Source organism: Pseudomonas sp. TNT2022 ID642, from assembly GCF_028656995.1.
In the GTDB taxonomy this organism is placed as follows: Bacteria; Pseudomonadota; Gammaproteobacteria; order Pseudomonadales; family Pseudomonadaceae; genus Aquipseudomonas.
Genome location: NZ_JAMDGW010000016.1, coordinates 159,707 through 176,166 on the forward strand (window position 1 = coordinate 159,707; position 16,460 = coordinate 176,166).

At 60.6% G+C, this 16,460-nt stretch carries 13 protein-coding genes and 1 pseudogene; 7 read left to right on the forward strand and 7 right to left on the reverse strand.

The window, feature by feature from the left end:
* Positions 1-30: 30 nt before the first annotated feature.
* The 5 genes and pseudogenes from accC to gcbA form a co-directional block, all read right to left on the reverse strand.
* Positions 31-1,386, reverse strand: a complete 1,356-nt coding sequence (accC, locus tag M5G26_RS17090; protein WP_134175748.1) for an acetyl-CoA carboxylase biotin carboxylase subunit — start codon at positions 1,384-1,386, stop codon at positions 31-33.
* 17 nt (positions 1,387-1,403) lie between these two features.
* Positions 1,404-1,865 carry an acetyl-CoA carboxylase biotin carboxyl carrier protein gene (gene accB / locus M5G26_RS17095; RefSeq protein WP_064388763.1) on the reverse strand — a complete coding sequence of 154 codons (462 nt, stop codon included), beginning with the start codon at positions 1,863-1,865 and terminating at the stop codon, positions 1,404-1,406.
* A 48-nt stretch (positions 1,866-1,913) separates the two neighbouring features.
* Positions 1,914-2,366 carry a type II 3-dehydroquinate dehydratase gene (gene aroQ / locus M5G26_RS17100; RefSeq protein ID WP_007914604.1) on the reverse strand — a complete coding sequence of 151 codons (453 nt, stop codon included), beginning with the start codon at positions 2,364-2,366 and terminating at the stop codon, positions 1,914-1,916.
* Between the two features lie 206 nt (positions 2,367-2,572).
* Positions 2,573-3,079 (reverse strand): annotated as a pseudogene (locus M5G26_RS29550) (methyl-accepting chemotaxis protein); the annotation flags it as partial.
* Between the two features lie 1,491 nt (positions 3,080-4,570).
* A complete protein-coding gene (gene gcbA, locus M5G26_RS17110; protein ID WP_034151562.1) occupies positions 4,571-6,241 on the reverse strand; it encodes a diguanylate cyclase GcbA in 1,671 nt (556 codons plus the stop codon).
* 424 nt (positions 6,242-6,665) lie between these two features.
* On the opposite strand from gcbA, the gene M5G26_RS17115 reads away from it, so the two are divergent.
* The 7 genes from M5G26_RS17115 (at position 6,666) to M5G26_RS17145 (ending at position 14,369) form a co-directional block, all read left to right on the forward strand.
* Positions 6,666-7,733, forward strand: a complete 1,068-nt coding sequence (locus M5G26_RS17115) for a DUF2333 family protein (RefSeq protein WP_007914608.1) — start codon at positions 6,666-6,668, stop codon at positions 7,731-7,733.
* Between the two features lie 3 nt (positions 7,734-7,736).
* Positions 7,737-8,294: an NUDIX hydrolase gene (locus M5G26_RS17120; RefSeq protein WP_150693072.1), complete on the forward strand. Its 558-nt coding sequence runs from the start codon at positions 7,737-7,739 to the stop codon at positions 8,292-8,294.
* Between the two features lie 306 nt (positions 8,295-8,600).
* On the forward strand, positions 8,601-8,972 hold the full coding sequence (locus M5G26_RS17125) for a translation initiation factor Sui1 (RefSeq protein ID WP_016984929.1): 372 nt from the start codon (positions 8,601-8,603) through the stop codon (positions 8,970-8,972).
* A 219-nt stretch (positions 8,973-9,191) separates the two neighbouring features.
* Complete coding sequence (gene speA / locus M5G26_RS17130; protein ID WP_038360569.1) at positions 9,192-11,105, forward strand: arginine decarboxylase; 1,914 nt, start codon at positions 9,192-9,194, stop codon at positions 11,103-11,105.
* A 233-nt stretch (positions 11,106-11,338) separates the two neighbouring features.
* Positions 11,339-12,685, forward strand: coding sequence for a type VI secretion system Vgr family protein (locus M5G26_RS17135; RefSeq protein WP_273916024.1), 1,347 nt, complete (start codon positions 11,339-11,341; stop codon positions 12,683-12,685).
* Entirely contained in the window at positions 12,682-13,476 is a 795-nt protein-coding gene (locus M5G26_RS17140; RefSeq protein WP_273916025.1) for a DUF4123 domain-containing protein, read from the forward strand. Before M5G26_RS17135 ends, M5G26_RS17140 begins: the two co-directional genes overlap by 4 nt.
* A 17-nt stretch (positions 13,477-13,493) precedes the next feature.
* On the forward strand, positions 13,494-14,369 hold the full coding sequence (locus M5G26_RS17145; protein ID WP_273916026.1) for an alpha/beta hydrolase: 876 nt from the start codon (positions 13,494-13,496) through the stop codon (positions 14,367-14,369).
* On the opposite strand, the gene M5G26_RS17150 is transcribed toward M5G26_RS17145, so the two are convergent.
* Positions 14,363-15,712 (reverse strand): MATE family efflux transporter, encoded by a 1,350-nt coding sequence (locus tag M5G26_RS17150; RefSeq protein WP_273916027.1) that lies wholly within the window; start codon positions 15,710-15,712, stop codon positions 14,363-14,365. The genes M5G26_RS17145 and M5G26_RS17150 overlap by 7 nt on opposite strands.
* 215 nt (positions 15,713-15,927) lie before the next feature.
* On the reverse strand, positions 15,928-16,221 hold the full coding sequence (locus tag M5G26_RS17155) for a hypothetical protein (RefSeq protein WP_007914623.1): 294 nt from the start codon (positions 16,219-16,221) through the stop codon (positions 15,928-15,930).
* Positions 16,222-16,460 lie beyond the last annotated feature (239 nt).

The window sequence follows — 16,460 nt, forward strand, 5'->3', positions numbered from 1 at the left end:
CCGGGGTTTTTGATTGCGCCGCTCGAAGCGTTACGGCTGTTTAGCCAGCTTGTGCTCGAGGTAGTGAATGTTCACACCGCCCTTGCAGAAGCCTTCGTCACGAACCAGATCACGGTGCAGCGGGATGTTGGTCTTGATCCCGTCAACCACGATTTCGTCCAGGGCATTGCGCATGCGGGCCATGGCTTCGTCGCGGGTGGCGCCGTAAGTGATCAGCTTGCCGATCAGCGAGTCGTAGTTCGGCGGAACCGCATAACCGCTGTACAGGTGCGAATCGACGCGAACGCCGTTGCCGCCTGGGGCGTGGAAATGCTTGACCGTGCCCGGGCTCGGCATGAAGGTTTTCGGGTCTTCAGCGTTGATCCGGCATTCCAGCGAGTGACCGCGGATAACCACGTCATCCTGAGTGAACGACAGCTTGTTGCCAGCGGCGATGCTGAGCATCTCCTTGACGATGTCGATACCGGTGACCATTTCCGAAACCGGGTGCTCCACCTGAACACGGGTGTTCATTTCGATGAAGTAGAAACGACCGTTCTCGTACAGGAACTCGAAAGTACCCGCGCCGCGGTAGCCGATGTCGATGCACGCCTTGACGCAGCGAGCCAATACTTCTTCGCGCGCCTTCTCGTCGATGCCCGGTGCCGGCGCTTCTTCGAGAACCTTCTGGTGACGACGTTGCAGCGAGCAATCGCGGTCGCCCAGGTGGATGGCGTGACCCTGGCCGTCGGACAGTACCTGGACTTCGACGTGACGTGGGTTGGTCAGGAATTTTTCCAGATACACCATCGGGTTGCCGAACGCCGCGCCAGCTTCGGTGCGGGTCAGTTTGGCGAAGGCGATCAGGTCTTCTTCCTTGTGCACCACGCGCATGCCGCGACCACCGCCGCCGCCAGCGGCTTTGATGATCACCGGGTAGCCGACTTCACGACCAATGCGCAGCGCCGTTTCTTCGTCTTCCGGCAGAGGGCCGTCGGAACCTGGAACGGTTGGCACGCCTGCTTCGATCATCGCGTGCTTGGCCGAAACCTTGTCGCCCATCAGGCGGATGGTTTCGGCTTTCGGGCCGATGAAAGCGAAGCCGGAGTTCTCGACCTGCTCGGCAAAATCGGCGTTTTCCGCGAGGAAACCGTAGCCTGGGTGAATGGCGGTAGCACCCGTCACTTCAGCGGCAGCGATGATGGCCGGGATGTGCAGGTAGGACTGAGCGGCAGAAGCCGGGCCGATGCAGACGGATTCGTCTGCCAGACCCAGGTGCATCAGCTCTTTGTCGGCCTTGGAGTAAACGGCGACGGTCTTGATGCCCATCTCTTTGCAGGCACGCAGAATCCGCAGGGCGATCTCACCGCGGTTCGCGATCAGAACTTTTTCCAACTTCGCAGTCATCAAAGGCTCTCCGCAGTTCAAACGATGGTGAACAGCGGTTGGTCGTACTCAACCGGCTGGCCGTCTTCGACGAGGATGGACTCGATCACACCGCTGGTTTCAGCTTCGATGTGGTTCATCATCTTCATGGCTTCAACGATGCACAGAGTGTCGCCTTTCTTCACGGTCTGGCCGACTTCAACGAAGGCTGGCGAGGCTGGCGAAGACTTGCGGTAGAAGGTGCCGACCATCGGCGAACGGGCAACAGTGCCGTTCAGCGCAGGGGCAGCAGCGGCAGCCGGGGCTGCAGCAGCAACCGGAGCAGCTGCAACAGGTGCGGCGGCCGGCGCTTGCATTGGCGCTGGTGCGTAGTACTGCTGAGCCGGGGTCTTGCTGTGACGGCTGATGCGTACGGACTCTTCGCCTTCCTTGATCTCGAGCTCGTCGATGCCGGACTCTTCCAGCAATTCGATCAGTTTCTTAACTTTACGGATATCCATGAATCATCAACTCCCAAGGGTCGGTCAGGGGCGCTTAACGCTTGTAGTTCAAGTCGTTGCCTGTGTTTCAAGCTGTTCTAGTGCAGCCTCCAGGGCCAGTCGGTAACCGCTGGCGCCAAGGCCGCAGATCACTCCCACCGCTACGTCGGAGAAGTAAGAGTGATGGCGGAAAGGTTCGCGTTTGTGCACGTTGGACAAATGCACTTCGATGAATGGGATGCTCACTCCCAGCAACGCGTCACGTAATGCGACACTTGTGTGCGTAAAAGCTGCTGGGTTGATCAGAATGAAATCGACGCCTTCGCCGCGCGCAGCGTGGATGCGGTCGATCAATTCGTACTCGGCATTGCTTTGCAGATACAGCAGATGATGGCCGGCTTCACGGGCGCGGCGCTCCAGATCCTGATTGATCTGCGCCAGGGTCGTTGAACCGTAGGTGCCGGGTTCGCGGGTGCCGAGCAGGTTCAGGTTGGGGCCGTGCAGCACCAGGAGGGTTGCCATCTGCGTAGTCCTTGTTATGAGTGAGCAATCGTCAGAACCCGGCGACTATGCCGCAAAGACTTTGTGACTGTCCAGTTCTATGCAATAGCCAGCACGATGGCCGATGTTTGCGCGAAATATGTGACTGAGGGTCCTAATCCGGTCACTTGTGGTGAACCCCCTGTAGGAGCTGCCGCAGCCTTCGGCAGCTCCTACAGGGATTTTCGTCAGACGCGGAAGGCCTGCACGGCTGTATGCAGTTGCCCACCCAACACCAGCAGATTCTCGCCTTGTTCGCGCCCACGGCCGATACGCACCAGATTATCCCCACCCAACTGATGAATCCGCTCGCTGTGATCGCGAATCTCGCTGACCGCACCGCTTTGCTGCGCGGTGACATCGGCAATGCGGATCGCCGTGTCGGAAATGGTCTGGATCGCGCCGACGATTTTATCCAGTGCACCATCCGCCGCTTGTGCCTGATTGGCGGTGGCTTCGGCATGTTCGACTTGCGCGCGCATGCCTTCGACCGATTGCCGCGCCGCCGTTTGCAGGCCAGCGATCAGCGTCTGAATCTCGGCTGTCGCACCTGCGGTGCGTTGTGCCAGCGAGCGAACTTCTTCGGCCACCACGGCAAAACCCCGACCCATTTCCCCGGCGCGCGCCGCTTCAATCGCCGCATTCAGCGCGAGCAGATTGGTCTGGTCGGCAATCGAGCGAATCACCGTCAACACGCCGCCGATGGTCGCCGACTCTTCAGCCAGATGCTCGATCATCTGCGCGTTGCCCTGAACCTCACCAACCAGCGCGTGCAGGCCGGTGAGGCTCTGGCCAATGACGGTTTGACCATGCTCAACGGCCAGTCCGGCATGACGGCTGGCATCCGCCGCTTGCTGTGCATCGTCGGCAACTTGCTGGATGGTCGCTTCAAGTTCACCGAGGGAATCGCGGATCAACGCGGTGTCGCCGGCCTGATGTTCGGCGCCGCTGTGCAAGTCGTTACTCAGTTCGGCCAGGGTGCGGCTACTGCCTGCCACTTGCTCGGCATTGCCGCGAATGGTGCCGACCAGATCCACCAGGTAGGCACGCAAGCGGTTCAGTGAGGCCTCGATGTCACGCAGTTCACGGTTGGTTTTGCCCAGATGAATGTCGCGACTGAAGTCGCCCTCGGCCCAGGTCGAAAGCGCCGGCGCGAGATTGGTCAACGTGCGCGCCAGGCGCCGTTGCAAAGTGTCGATCAGTAAAGCGATCAGCAGAATCAGGCCGATCATCACGCCTTGCATCAAGCGCACTTCGCCCTGGATCTGGCCGTGCTGGGCGCGTACCACCGGCTCCAGTCCGGCGATGGCTTGCTGTACGGCGGCGATTTTCTGGTGAGTGGCGGCGCTGAGGTCGGCGCGTTTCTGGATCTGGTCGCGAGTGCGCGCAAGCTCCGCCGGGTAGCGGGCCAACAAACTGTTGAGTTCACGCTTGAGGCCGACCCCGGCATCTTCGGCAACGGTTTTTTCACTGTTCTCGATGCCCATCATCGCCGCGAAGTCGTCGCTGCCCGATTCATTGTTGGCGACGACGCCGAGCAGCGGCAGGGCATCAAGCGCTTGAGCCTGCGAGCGAATACTGGTGACTTCGCGCTCAACATCGACGCCCAGTTCACTGCGCCCGCTGCTGACCAGTTTGTCCCGCGCTAATGACAGTTTGCCCAAGTGCTGCGACGCGGTGAGCAGTGGCGTCAGATAAGCCGGATTACCGTTGGCGTAGGTGCTGAGCTGGTCGAGGCTGGCACTCAATTCGCGCTCGGCCTGCAACAGCAGTGCCTGTGGGTCGCCGGCCAGTTTGCCGGCGGCGAGCAAGTCGGTTTTGCTGAACTCGGCAAGTCCCGACAGGCTCGGGTGCAAAGTGTCAGCCAGTGCTGGCGGCAGTTCGGCGAGTTCTTTCTGCAAACCGTCGATGGCCTGGCTGGCACTGCTCAAGCGCAGGGCATCACCGCTGGCGAGGTAATCCTCGACGTTGCGTGCCACCTCGTTCTGAAATTGCTGCGACAGCCCCAGGTAACGCTCCATCAACAGATACGGACGTTCGAGGGCTTTTTGCGACCACCACAGCGTGGCGCCGAGTGCGAGGCACACGGCGACCAGCAGCAGCGTATTGAGATTGGTGAGCAACTTCAGGCGCATGACGGCTACCAACGGCAGAAATGGTAAGCGCCTGAATTTATTGCGGTTCTGTTACAGGGTTATGACCGAATCAGTGGAATCCGATGAAAAAGTGGCACTTTGCTTTGAGTCGCGCGCGGTCTGCACGCGATTGCGGCCGGCACCTTTGGCGCGGTACAGCGCTTCATCGGCCTGACTGGCCATCATCAGGCTGTCGCAGTCATCGTGCATCTCCACCACGCCGGCGCTGAAGGTGCACCACAAATCCTGCGGCTGCGCCGGGTAATGGATTTCGGCGAAGCGCTGACGAATTTCGTCGAGCACTTTGTGCGCGGCTTCTATATCGGTGTCGGGCATGACGATGGCGAACTCTTCGCCGCCGTAGCGGCCGATGAAGTCGGTCTTGCGCAAGCGCTGCTTGAGAAACAGCGCCAGACTCTTGATCACGCGGTCGCCCATCGGGTGGCCGTGGCTGTCGTTGACCCGTTTGAAGTGGTCGATGTCGAGCATGGCAAAACTCAGCGGCTTGTTCTCGCGGCGGGCGCGGAACGAGCAGTCTTCGAGCAATTGCAGAATGTGCGTGTGGTTGTACAGACCGGTGAGGCTGTCGCGGACCATCCGCGCTTTCAGATTGCGCGCACGGGCGGCGCGGTTGCGCACGGTGGTGATCAGGTGACGCGGCTTGATCGGTTTGGTCAGGAAGTCATCGCCGCCCTCGCTCATGGCGTCGAGCTGCTTGTCCAGATCGTCTTCGGCCGACAGGTAAATGATCGGTACGCTGACATAACGGTCGTTGTGGCGAATCACCTTGGCCAGCTCAGTGCCCGTGCAGGCCGGCATGTACATGTCGAGAATGATCAGATCCGGCTGGAAATCCGCCAGTTCGGCCATCGCCTGAATCGGTTCGATCAGCGTGCGCGTGACGATCCCGGCGCTGTTGAGCAGGCGCTCGGTGTGCAAGGCCTGCGCGCGCGAGTCGTCGATGATCAACACTTTATAAGGTTCGTACTGGGCGACGCAGGTGAGGACTTCGATCTTCTCCAGCAGGCTCGACGCTTCGAGGGTGCCGGTGAGGAACTCCTGGCCACCGGCGCGTACGGCGGCGAGCCGTGTCGGCGTGTCGGTTTCGTGCAGACTGAAGAACAGCAGCGGCAGCGGTTCTTCGAGGCCAACCTGGGCCTCGGCGGCGAGTTTCAGGCCGATGCCGGCGCCGCTGAAATCGACGTCCATGACGATGGCGGCCGGCAGGCGCTCGACCATCGAGGAGCGGAACGCCGAAACACTGTCCAGCGCCTGCGCGCTCAAACCGAAGAACTCCAGTTGTTTGGCCAGGCGCTCGGCGCGGTCGTGGTCCTGCAGCATCACGTAGATCGGTTTGCGCAGTGGCGGCAGAAAGGTCTGGTCGAGTTGATCGCCATGGCGCAGGCCGGTGCGCGACAAGCGTTGCATCAAGCGATTGAGATCGGTGATCAGGCCGCTGCTGAGGCGTCCGCGATTGGCGTCCACCGCTTCCAGCGACTGGCTGATGTGGCGTGCAAGCTGGGTATGTTCCGGCTGTTCGAAACGCTCGGCAAAACGCAGCAGGCGCAAGTTGGCCTCGCTCAGTTCGGCGAGGTCGACAGTGGACCACTCACTGCGTTGCAGGCGCTGCCATATCTCAAGAATCTGACGTGCCTGATGAATTACCCGCTGGGCAAAGTGGTGCTTGAGACGCTCACGGCTGGGGTCTTCTGGCTCGGTCATATCCTGACTACTAGTTAGGCTGCATGCTGAGATCGACTGGTGGCTCTATGCTAGCACCTCTTTTCCCTTACACGAGTGTCGTACGTCAATAATCTGCAATGCGTCACCATTCAGTTTCTGACCGGGCGGTTTTGTTTTTGACCTTGGTGTCTGACAAGTCCCCGTAGGCCGGGCATTCCCTGACTAAGCTGGGTGGTCAGGATGACGGGGCAGTGGTGCTTTTATCCGTGCAGTGAATGACCTTTGCGATGGTTTTCAATCCGATGGGCTGAAGCGTGGGCATCGGGGATTCCCTTAGTGAGCGTCGAAGCGTCATTCGCCCACATGATTTGCGGCTTATCTATACTCGCGGGTGCCCGGCCTTGGCACGTTGTTGTATGGTTGTGGTCGAACCGTTGAACCCAAGATTTGAAAGGATATCGCCATGCTGGACTGGAAAAACCGCGCGGGCAGCGCGCCCGAACGTGCCGCCGAGCCCAAGTCGGCCGCCCGCAGCTATGTCGGTGGGGTGCTGTTCAGCCGAGCTTTGGCCACGCTGATCGGCCTCTATCTGCTGGTGACCATTGGCCTGGGCTGGTACTGGAGCCAGGAGCCGGCGCTGTTTCCGGTCGCGCAAAACGCTCAGGTAGCTGCCGAGAAAGAAGGCAAGCAGATGGTGATCGGCTACACCACGGTTGAAACCCTGAAGACCGTCGCCGGCACCCTGCTCAACAAACCGGGCGGCTATATTTCCAATGATCGCTTCCCGCCAGGCCTGTGGATGGACAACACGCCGAGCTGGGAATACGGCGTACTGGTGCAGGTGCGTGACCTGACCCGTGCCCTGCGCAAAGACTTTGCCCGTTCGCAATCGCAGTCGGCGGAAGATGCCGATCTGGCCAAGGCCGAGCCACGCTTCAACTTCGACAACAAGAGCTGGATCCTGCCGTCCAGTGAGTCGGAGTACCAGGAAGGGATCAACTCGCTGAGCCGTTATCAGGCGCGCCTGTCTGATCCAACCCAGAAAAACGCGCTGTTCTATGCGCGCGCCGACAACCTGAACAACTGGCTCGGCGATGTCGGCACCCGTCTCGGTTCGCTGTCACAACGCCTGTCGGCCAGCGTCGGTCGGGTCAAACTTAACACCGCGCTGAAAACCGAAGTGCCGGCGATCGGCGAAGTACCGCAGGTTGACGAAGAAGTCGTCGAGACTCCGTGGATGCAGATCGACAACGTCTTCTATGAAGCACGCGGTCAGGCCTGGGCGCTGTCGCATTTGCTGCGCGCCATCGAAGTCGACTTCGCCGATGTACTGGCGAAGAAGAACGCCACCGTCAGCGTGCGCCAGATCATCCGTGAGCTGGAAGCTTCTCAGGAACCGGTCTGGAGTCCTATGATTCTTAACGGCAGCGGCTTCGGCGTGCTGGCCAACCACTCGCTGGTCATGGCCAACTATATTTCCCGTGCCAACGCTGCTGTGATCGATTTGCGTCAACTGCTCAATCAGGGCTGATTCATGAGCCAGAAAGCCAAAGAGGCGGCCCATCGCGCCGCCTCGGATGCCGAACAGATCGCCTGGGTCGACGAGCAGGACAACCTGCTCGGCGCCCTGGTGCGCGCCGATCTGCGCGAGCGCGGGCTGATCGGCCGTGGCACCTACATCATGTTGTTCAATTCCGCCGGTGAGCTTTGTGTGCATCGGCGCACGTTGAGCAAGGCGATATATCCCGGTTACTGGGACGTCGCGGCGGGCGGCATGGTACAGGCGGACGAGACCTATGCCGAGTCAGCGGCCCGTGAGCTGGAAGAAGAATTGGGCGTCAGCGGTGTCGAGCTGACTGCCCATGACCATTTCTACTTCGAAGACACCGGCAATCGTCTGTGGTGTTCAGCGTTTTCCGCTGTGTGGGACGGTCCGCTCAAACTGCAGCCTGAAGAAGTCCTTGAAGCACGCTTTATTCCGGTCGGGCAGGTCATGCTGGAAATCGAGCAGAAGCCTTATTGCCCGGACTCTCTGGCAGCGCTCAAGCGCTATCTGAAGGCGCAGCAAAGCGACGTCGCAAAGAACACATAAATTGGCGCCGATTGGCACTTAGCAAGTCGCATTTTTGCCGTTACACTGCGCGACCTTTTCAAACTGCACCAAAGAGTTTGAGGTTGGCCTGCTGACCCACTGTAGGAGCTGCCGAAGGCTGCGATCTTTTGATCTTGTTTTTCAAGAGCAGGATCAAAAGATCGCAGCCTTCGGCAGCTCCTACGGCTCAGCAGTCTCGTCGCCAAATTCCGGTGCAGTAGCGCTGCCCCTGCCTGAGTGGGGCTTCGCGGTCGCTGACCTTGCCCAAGGTTGCGATCAGTCTTTGTCCTCCCAAGAGGATTGCCGGTGGCCAAAAAAGCCGCATCCTTCGCCGCCTTAGGTGGCCTGGTATTTTCCACCGACGCAGGTCGTCATTGCCCGGAATGCAGTCAGCCGGTGGACGCCTGTATCTGCAAACAAACCGTGATCCCGGCCGGCGACGGCATTGCCCGCGTGCGACGCGAGAGCAAGGGTCGTGGCGGCAAGACGGTGACCACCATCACCGGCGTGCCCCTGGCCGAAGACGCGCTCAAAGAGTTGGCGACAACGTTGAAGAAACGTTGCGGCACTGGCGGGGCGTTGAAAGACGGCATCATCGAAATCCAGGGCGATCATGTCGAGCTACTCTTGGCTGAGCTGATCAAGCACGGTTTCAAAGCGAAGAAGTCCGGCGGCTAGCAGCCTCTGTGAAATCCATCTGCGGCTTGATCCGGCGCTGAAGCAGTTCAGATCCGGCGTCGTCTCCATGGTTTTCACAGAGCCTGTTCATGACCGGTTTCTAAACTCCACGCGGTCAGCGCGGTCTACCGCCGCGCTGACGAACCGTCATTTTCATACTTTAGACTGCGCCGGCCTGAGATCAGGCGACGCACTATGACTTCTTTATAGGGGACTTCGATGTCCGTACGACGCACACGCAAAGACGATGGCAGCCAATGGACAGTTGCGGACAGCCGCAGTGTTTACGGGATTCGCCATTGGGGGGCCGGATATTTCGCGATCAATGACGCCGGTCGCGTCGAAGTTCGTCCGAACGGCCCGAGCAGCTCGCCTATCGACCTGTTCGAGCAAGTTGACCAACTGCGCAAAAGCGGTTTGTCCTTGCCGTTGCTGGTTCGTTTCCCCGACATTTTGCAAGACCGCGTACGTCAGTTGACCGGCGCCTTCGATTCGAACATCGAGCGCCTGGAATACCAGAGCAAATACACCGCGCTGTACCCGATCAAGGTTAACCAGCAAGAAGCGGTGATCGAGAACATCATCGCTACCCAGGACGTTTCCATCGGTCTGGAAGCCGGCTCCAAGCCTGAGCTGCTGGCCGTGCTGGCGCTGGCGCCGAAGGGCGGCACCATCGTTTGCAACGGTTACAAGGACCGCGAGTTCATTCGTCTGGCGCTGATGGGCCAGAAGCTCGGCCACAATGTCTTCATTGTGATTGAGAAAGAATCCGAAGTCGGTCTGGTGATCGAAGAAGCCGCCTCGCTGAAGGTCAAGCCACAGGTCGGCCTGCGCGTGCGTCTGTCGTCGCTGGCGTCGTCGAAGTGGGCGGACACCGGTGGCGAGAAATCCAAATTCGGTCTGTCGGCAGCGCAACTGCTGTCGGTGGTCGAGCGCTTCCGCGCGGCGGGCCTGGATCAAGGCATTCGCCTGCTGCACTTCCACATGGGTTCGCAGATTGCCAACCTGGCTGACTATCAGCACGGCTTCAAAGAAGCCATCCGTTACTACGGCGAGCTGCGCAACCTCGGTCTGCCGGTCGATCACATCGACGTCGGTGGCGGTCTGGGTGTCGACTACGACGGCACGCACTCGCGCAATGCCAGTTCGATCAACTACGACATGGACGATTACGCCGGTGTCGTGGTCGGCATGCTCAAGGAATTCTGCGATGCGCAGAGCCTGCCGCATCCGCACATCTTCTCCGAGAGCGGCCGTTCGCTGACCGCGCACCACGCGATGCTGGTGGTGCAGGTGACCGACGTCGAGAAGCACAACGACGAAATCCCGCAGATCGAAAACAAGGAGTCGCTGCCGGAAACCGTGCAGTGGCTGGTTGACCTGCTCGGCCCGACCGACATCGAAATGGTCACCGAAACCTACTGGCGCGCCACGCACTACATGAGCGACGTGGCCGCGCAGTACGCCGACGGTAAACTGACCCTGGCCGAAAAAGCCCTGGCCGAGCAGTGCTACTTCGCGGTGTGCCGTCGCCTGCACAACTCGCTGAAGGCCCGTCAGCGTTCGCACCGTCAGGTGCTCGACGAGCTCAACGACAAGCTGGCCGACAAGTACATCTGCAACTTCTCGGTGTTCCAGAGCCTGCCGGACACCTGGGCGATCGATCAGGTGCTGCCGATCATCCCGCTGCACCGTCTCGATGAAGAGCCGCTGCGCCGCGCGGTGCTGCAAGACCTGACCTGCGACTCTGACGGCAAGATCAACCAGTACGTCGACGAGCAGAGCATCGAAACCAGCCTGCCGGTACACGGTTTGAATGAAGGCGAAGACTACCTGCTGGGCGTATTCCTCGTGGGCGCCTATCAGGAAATCCTCGGCGACATGCACAACCTGTTCGGTGACACCGACTCGGTGAACATCTACCAGAACGCCGATGGCAGCGTGTACCACGCCGGCATCGAGACCCACGACACCATCGAAGACATGCTGCGTTATGTGCACTTGTCGCCGGAAGAACTGATGACTCACTACCGCGACAAGTGCGCCAGTGCCCGCATCAGTGCCAGCGAGCGCACGCAATTTCTCGATGCCTTGCGTCTGGGCCTGACCCGCTCCTCCTACCTGTCTTCCTGAGGTCAGGTGGCGATCTCGCCGGGTTGTCTGAATTTTTCCTGAAGGTGGTGGAAAATTCGGATGATCCGGTGGGATATCTCCCAAAATCTTCGCGAAAGGCTTGGCATTCCCGGCCAGAAAAGTCATCCGGTCTGCTTTTCGCGTAGGTCATTTCCTAAGTTGTACTTCAGCTCTCTACTCGGCCATGGCTCTCGGCGAGAATCCCCGGCCGCCCCTCCTGTAGAGATCCGCCCATGTTCGATCCAGTCAACGAGTCGTCGTTTCGTCTCGATGTAGCGGGCCTGTCCGACCCCTTCGAAGTCCTGGCCTTTACCGGTAGCGAAGCCCTCAGCGAATCCTTTGTGTTCGAGATCGATGTGTTGATCGACGATCCGCACCTGGATCTCGCCGGCCTGCTTTACCGTTCGGCGTTCCTTTGTTTCGGGCCGTCGGGGGAGGGCGTGCACGGGCAATTGCAAAGCCTTGTCCAGCATGAGCATGGACAAGGCATGCGGTTGAGCCGGATCCGTCTGGGGCCGAAACTCGATTGCCTCGCGCTGCGCTACAGCCAACGCATTTTCAGTGGCCGTTCGGTGCCTCAAATCATTGAGCAAGTGCTCAGGGAGCACGGGATCGTTGGTGCTCAGCGCCGTTTCGAATTGCATGGCAACTACCCGGCCCGGACGTTCTGCACCCAATACCGCGAGTCCGATCTGCAACTGCTCCAGCGCTTGTGCGCGCAGGCGCAGATTCACTATTACTTTGAACACCATCGCGACCGGCATTGTCTGGTATTGGCCGATGATCCGGCGCAGCTGCCGTTGGCGGGTACCGCGCGTTATCGGTGTGAAGACGACGGTGACGGTCCTGCGGCCTTGCACCAATGGCAATTGCAAAGTGCAATGGCGGCCAATGTATCAGGCGTACAACGCGCTGAAGGTCAGAGTGATCTGGCAGCGTTGCGCAGTGGTCATTGGCTGCGTTTGGCCGGGCATCCCTTCGCCGAATGCAATCGCCCATGGCTGCTGACACGCATTGAGCATCGCGCCGATCCATCCGACGAACCGCCCTACACCAACCGACTGTTCGCCGCGGTGCAGCTGCCGTGTGCCTCGGCCAAGGCGCCATCGCGTCTGCGCATGCACAGCCTGCAACGTGCCTGGGTGGTGGCGGTCGATGAACCACAACCCGACCGTTTACGCCCGGTGGCGGTGCAATTCGACTGGCTGTATCAAGGCGAAGGGGCGGCGCCGAGTCACTGTTGGCTGCCGCTCGCGCCGTCTCTGGCACAGGCACCGATGGCCGCGCTGAGCGATGGCGTCGAGGTGGTGGTGAGCTTTTTCGAGGGCGATCCGGATCAGCCGATGATCAGCGGTGTGCTGCAGCCGCCCATCGCCGCCGCCGACAGCGACTTCGACGAGGTGCCGCAGTTGCCACTGCCCGACAGCCTGTTCAGTGACGGTCTGCCGCAACTACTGATGTCTGGTGAACCTTTGCTGCTGTTGTGCCTGATCCCCGGCGGCGGCAGTTTCAACCATTGCTCCCAGTCGGTGTGCAGTTGTCGACTGGTCACCGCGCTTGAACAGAGCGGCGCGACATGAGTGGCGCGGCACTTGAGTCCATGGCGCAGTGGTTGTTGCTCGATGGCCCGGATGCACCGCAGGCCTTGCGGATCTTGCGCCAGGCGTTTGTCGATGTGCAGTGCTTCAGTCTGTTCGATGGCACCGAGTTCGAACCGGTCAGCGAGCACGGCCCGGTATTGATCGATTTGCGCGATTGCCCGGCATTGGCCGCGTTGTGTCACAGCGACCCGAACACCTGGCGCGGGCTGTTGCTTGGCAGTGAGGTCTCGGCGCAACGGCTGCTGAGGCACTTGCAGCGCATGCTCACGGTGTCGTTCGGATTGAGTCATCGGGCCTTGCTCAGTTATTACAATCGGCAGACCGCGAGCTATTTTTTCGACGCTTGCGACGCCGCCGAACTGAGTCGCTGGCTCGGCCCGATCCGCCAGTTGCGCTGGTTCGGCGGCACCTGGGCCGACCGTGCGATTGGCAGTCAGGGCTGGCAGCAGTTGCGCAATCCGGGGCTCGCCGTCGAGCCGCTGAGCATCGAACAAAGCCTGACCCGTCGCCAGCGCGAGCGCCTGCAAACCTGTCTTCTGGAGCAGCACATCTGGCGCTGGTGCCAATCGCTGGGAACCGATTACGCGACGATGTCCTCCCATGTTCAACAAGGCCTGGCGCTGGGATTCAGCGACCGCACCGTGCTCGATGGCTGGTTATGGCTACGCTTGCTGCATCCGCGTGCCGTGCTGGTGCCACCGCCGGTGGGGCTGACCCAACAGCAGCGGCTTGACCATGTTCGACGCCAGTGGCACGGCGATCAGTCCTGAGGCGAGGTTCGGCGCGTATGACACGGTTTTTCCGGCAAGGGATCGGCGCAGTGATCGGCATTGTATTGCTGCTGGTGCTGAGTGGTTGTTCGCCGGTGCAGGTGCTCAATGCGCTGACCCCGGACAGCACTTACGAAAAAACCGTGGGCATCGCGTATGGCGACGACCCTCGGCAGAAGCTCGATGTGTATGTGCCGCATCGGCCGATGCCCGGCGCGCCGGTGGTGGTGTTTTTCTATGGCGGCAGCTGGAACAGCGGTTCGCGCGTCGACTACCGCTTTGTCGGTGAAGCGCTGGCGTCCCGGGGGATTGTCACGGTGGTGGCGGATTACCGCTTGTATCCGCAGGTGCGCTATCCGCTGTTTCTGCAGGACGGCGCGCGGGCGGTGGCGTGGACCAAAGCGCATATCCGCGAGTTTTCCGGCAACCCGCAGCGCTTGTATTTGATGGGCCACAGCTCCGGCGGCTACAACGCGGCGATGCTCGCGCTGGATGGCGAATGGCTTGCGGCGGTGGGCATGTCGCCCGGGGATTTGCAGGGCTGGATCGGTCTGGCCGGGCCGTATGACTTTCTGCCGATCGAGAATCCCGAAGTGCGTCCGGTGTTCTTCTGGCCGGACTCGCCGGCGCAATCGCAACCGATCAATCATGTCAGTCGCGGCGCACCGCCCGCGCTGCTGATAGCTGCAAGCAAAGATGATCTGGTCAACCCGACGCGTAATACCGGCGGACTTGCGAGCAAGCTGCGCGAGGCCGGGGTGCCGGTGCAGGACTTGTATTATTCGCGGCCCAATCACATTACGTTGGTGGCAGCCTTGTCACGACCGTTGCGGCAACTGGCGCCGGTGCTCGATCAGGTGGTCGGGTTTATCACCCACACGCCGGCTCAGTGAACGCCGCTACTGAACCAGCCATCGTTGCGCTTGAGCCACCAGGCTTGCGCGCCAAGCGTCAGGCTGCGCAACACCATGAACAGCAGAAAAGTTATCCACAGTCCGTGATTGCCGAAACCTTGCAGCGCCCAGGCGAACGGCAGTAGCAGAACCACGGTGATCAGCATGCCGTTGCGCATTTCCCGCGCGCGGGTGGCGCCGATGAACAAACCGTCGAGCAAGTAGCTCCAGACCGCAATCAGCGGCAGCACGGCGAGGTAGGGCAGGTAGGCGAACGCCGTGTCGCGCACGCTCTGGATGTCGGTCTGCATCTCGATAAACAGGTGCCCGGCCAGCAGAAACAGTGTGGCAAAGCCCAGACTGGCGATCAGTGACCAGCCGCCGGCCACTACCAGCGAGCGACGCAGGGCCAGACGATTACGGGCGCCGATGGCGTGTCCGCACAAGGCTTCGACGGCATGGGCCAGACCGTCCAGCGCATGTGCGGTCAGCAGCAAGCCATTGAGCAGCAGCGCGTTGGCCGCCACCGTCGAATCGCCCAGCCGCGCGCCTTGCACGGTGATCAGGAAAAACACCGATTGCAACGCCAGGCTGCGAATGAAGATATCGCGGTTGACCGCCAGCAACGGGCGCCAGCTCTGCCAAATCTTCAGCGCCGCCCAGACAATGTGCCCCGGGTACGCCCGCAACGCCTTGCGGGTCAGTAGCAGGCCGAGCAGGGCGCCGCTCCATTCGGCAATGACCGAGGCCCGCGCCGAACCGACCACGCCCCAGTCCAGACCGATGACGAACCAAAGATTGAGGACGATGTTGATCAGGTTGGTGGTCAGCAGAATCGCCAGCGGCGCCCGGGCGTTTTGCGTGCCGAGAAACCAGCCGACCAGCGCATAACTGGCCAGCGCCGCTGGCAGGCCGAACAGCCGCGTGTGGAAGAAATCACGAGTGAGCTGATCCAGCTCCGCCGAAGGTTGCATGAAGTGCAGTGCAACTCCGCTCAGCGGCACACCCAAAGTGCCAAGCACCAGCGCCAGCCCCATGGCCAACAGCAAACCCTGCAACAGAATCTGCCGCAACGCCGCACCGTCGCTGCGCCCGGCGGCCTGTGCAGCAAACCCGGTGGTGCCCATGCGCAGAAAACCCATGGCCCAGGCGAGAAAGGTGTACAGGCTGGCGCCGACCGCCACCGCACCCAATTGGTGGGCGTGAGGCAAGTGACCAATGACAGTGCTGTCGACCAGCGCCACCAGCGGTACGGAAATATTGGACAGTATCATCGGCGCGGCGAGTGCCCAGACCTTGCGGTGCGTCGGGCGGTCGCGCCAGTCGGCGATCAGAGTGGACATGCGGGCTCCTTGGGGAGCGGCATTGTAGCGGTAGAAGCCACCCTCACCCCAGCCCTCTCCCAGAGGGAGAGGGGGCCGATCTCGGTTTAATTCCTATCCCGAGTTCGACTCGGTATCTCAGGTCGGTGTACTTCTCGAAAACACCCCGGTCAGTCCCCTCTCCCTCCGGGAGAGGGTTAGGCGGGCGGCGTTCCGATGAGGGGCTCTTCAAGCGTTTAATGAATAATCCAGCTCAACAACCACAACCCCAGCAACAACCAGATGATCCCGGCAATGATCGACGCATTCATGAACGCCCGAATCGCTGACCACAACAGCATCAGTCCGACGATCAGCGCGATGATGCTGATGATCGAGGTGTCCATCCCCAGTGTCTTGGCCAGCCCGTCGACAAAGTTGCCACCGGCATTGCTCAGAATGTTGAACAAGCCACTGAGGCCATCGACGATAAAACGGATGACCGAACCGAGCGCCTGGCCGAGCCATTCGAAAAAGCTTTCTACCTGCATGTGTGCATCCTGATGAAAGAGCTGAGCCTTGGGCCACAACGCAGGTGGCCGAGTTCCCTGCATGATAGAAGGTTTGCACCCATTCTGTGTGGGAGCGAGCCTGCTCGCGAATACGGTGGATCAGATAACTGATGGGTTGAATGACACAGCGCTTTCGCGAGCAGGCTCGCTCCCACATTAGATCGCCTGCGCCGCTTGCCTTTGGTGGGTATCCCCCCGAAGCTATACGCCTTCAGGAG

Excerpts from the sequence above, each read along its gene's own strand:
- accC (WP_134175748.1), bottom strand. The coding sequence starts at position 1,386 with ATGACTGCGAAGTTGGAAAAAGTTCTGATCGCGAACCGCGGTGAGATC.
- gcbA (WP_034151562.1), bottom strand. The coding sequence starts at position 6,241 with ATGACCGAGCCAGAAGACCCCAGCCGTGAGCGTCTCAAGCACCACTTT.
- M5G26_RS17140 (WP_273916025.1), top strand. The coding sequence starts at position 12,682 with ATGAGTGGCGCGGCACTTGAGTCCATGGCGCAGTGGTTGTTGCTCGAT.
- M5G26_RS17145 (WP_273916026.1), top strand. The coding sequence starts at position 13,494 with ATGACACGGTTTTTCCGGCAAGGGATCGGCGCAGTGATCGGCATTGTA.
- speA (WP_038360569.1), top strand. The coding sequence starts at position 9,192 with ATGTCCGTACGACGCACACGCAAAGACGATGGCAGCCAATGGACAGTT.
- M5G26_RS17120 (WP_150693072.1), top strand. The coding sequence starts at position 7,737 with ATGAGCCAGAAAGCCAAAGAGGCGGCCCATCGCGCCGCCTCGGATGCC.
- M5G26_RS17135 (WP_273916024.1), top strand. The coding sequence starts at position 11,339 with ATGTTCGATCCAGTCAACGAGTCGTCGTTTCGTCTCGATGTAGCGGGC.
- aroQ (WP_007914604.1), bottom strand. The coding sequence starts at position 2,366 with ATGGCAACCCTCCTGGTGCTGCACGGCCCCAACCTGAACCTGCTCGGC.
- accB (WP_064388763.1), bottom strand. The coding sequence starts at position 1,865 with ATGGATATCCGTAAAGTTAAGAAACTGATCGAATTGCTGGAAGAGTCC.
- M5G26_RS17150 (WP_273916027.1), bottom strand. The coding sequence starts at position 15,712 with ATGTCCACTCTGATCGCCGACTGGCGCGACCGCCCGACGCACCGCAAG.
- M5G26_RS17115 (WP_007914608.1), top strand. The coding sequence starts at position 6,666 with ATGCTGGACTGGAAAAACCGCGCGGGCAGCGCGCCCGAACGTGCCGCC.
- M5G26_RS17155 (WP_007914623.1), bottom strand. The coding sequence starts at position 16,221 with ATGCAGGTAGAAAGCTTTTTCGAATGGCTCGGCCAGGCGCTCGGTTCG.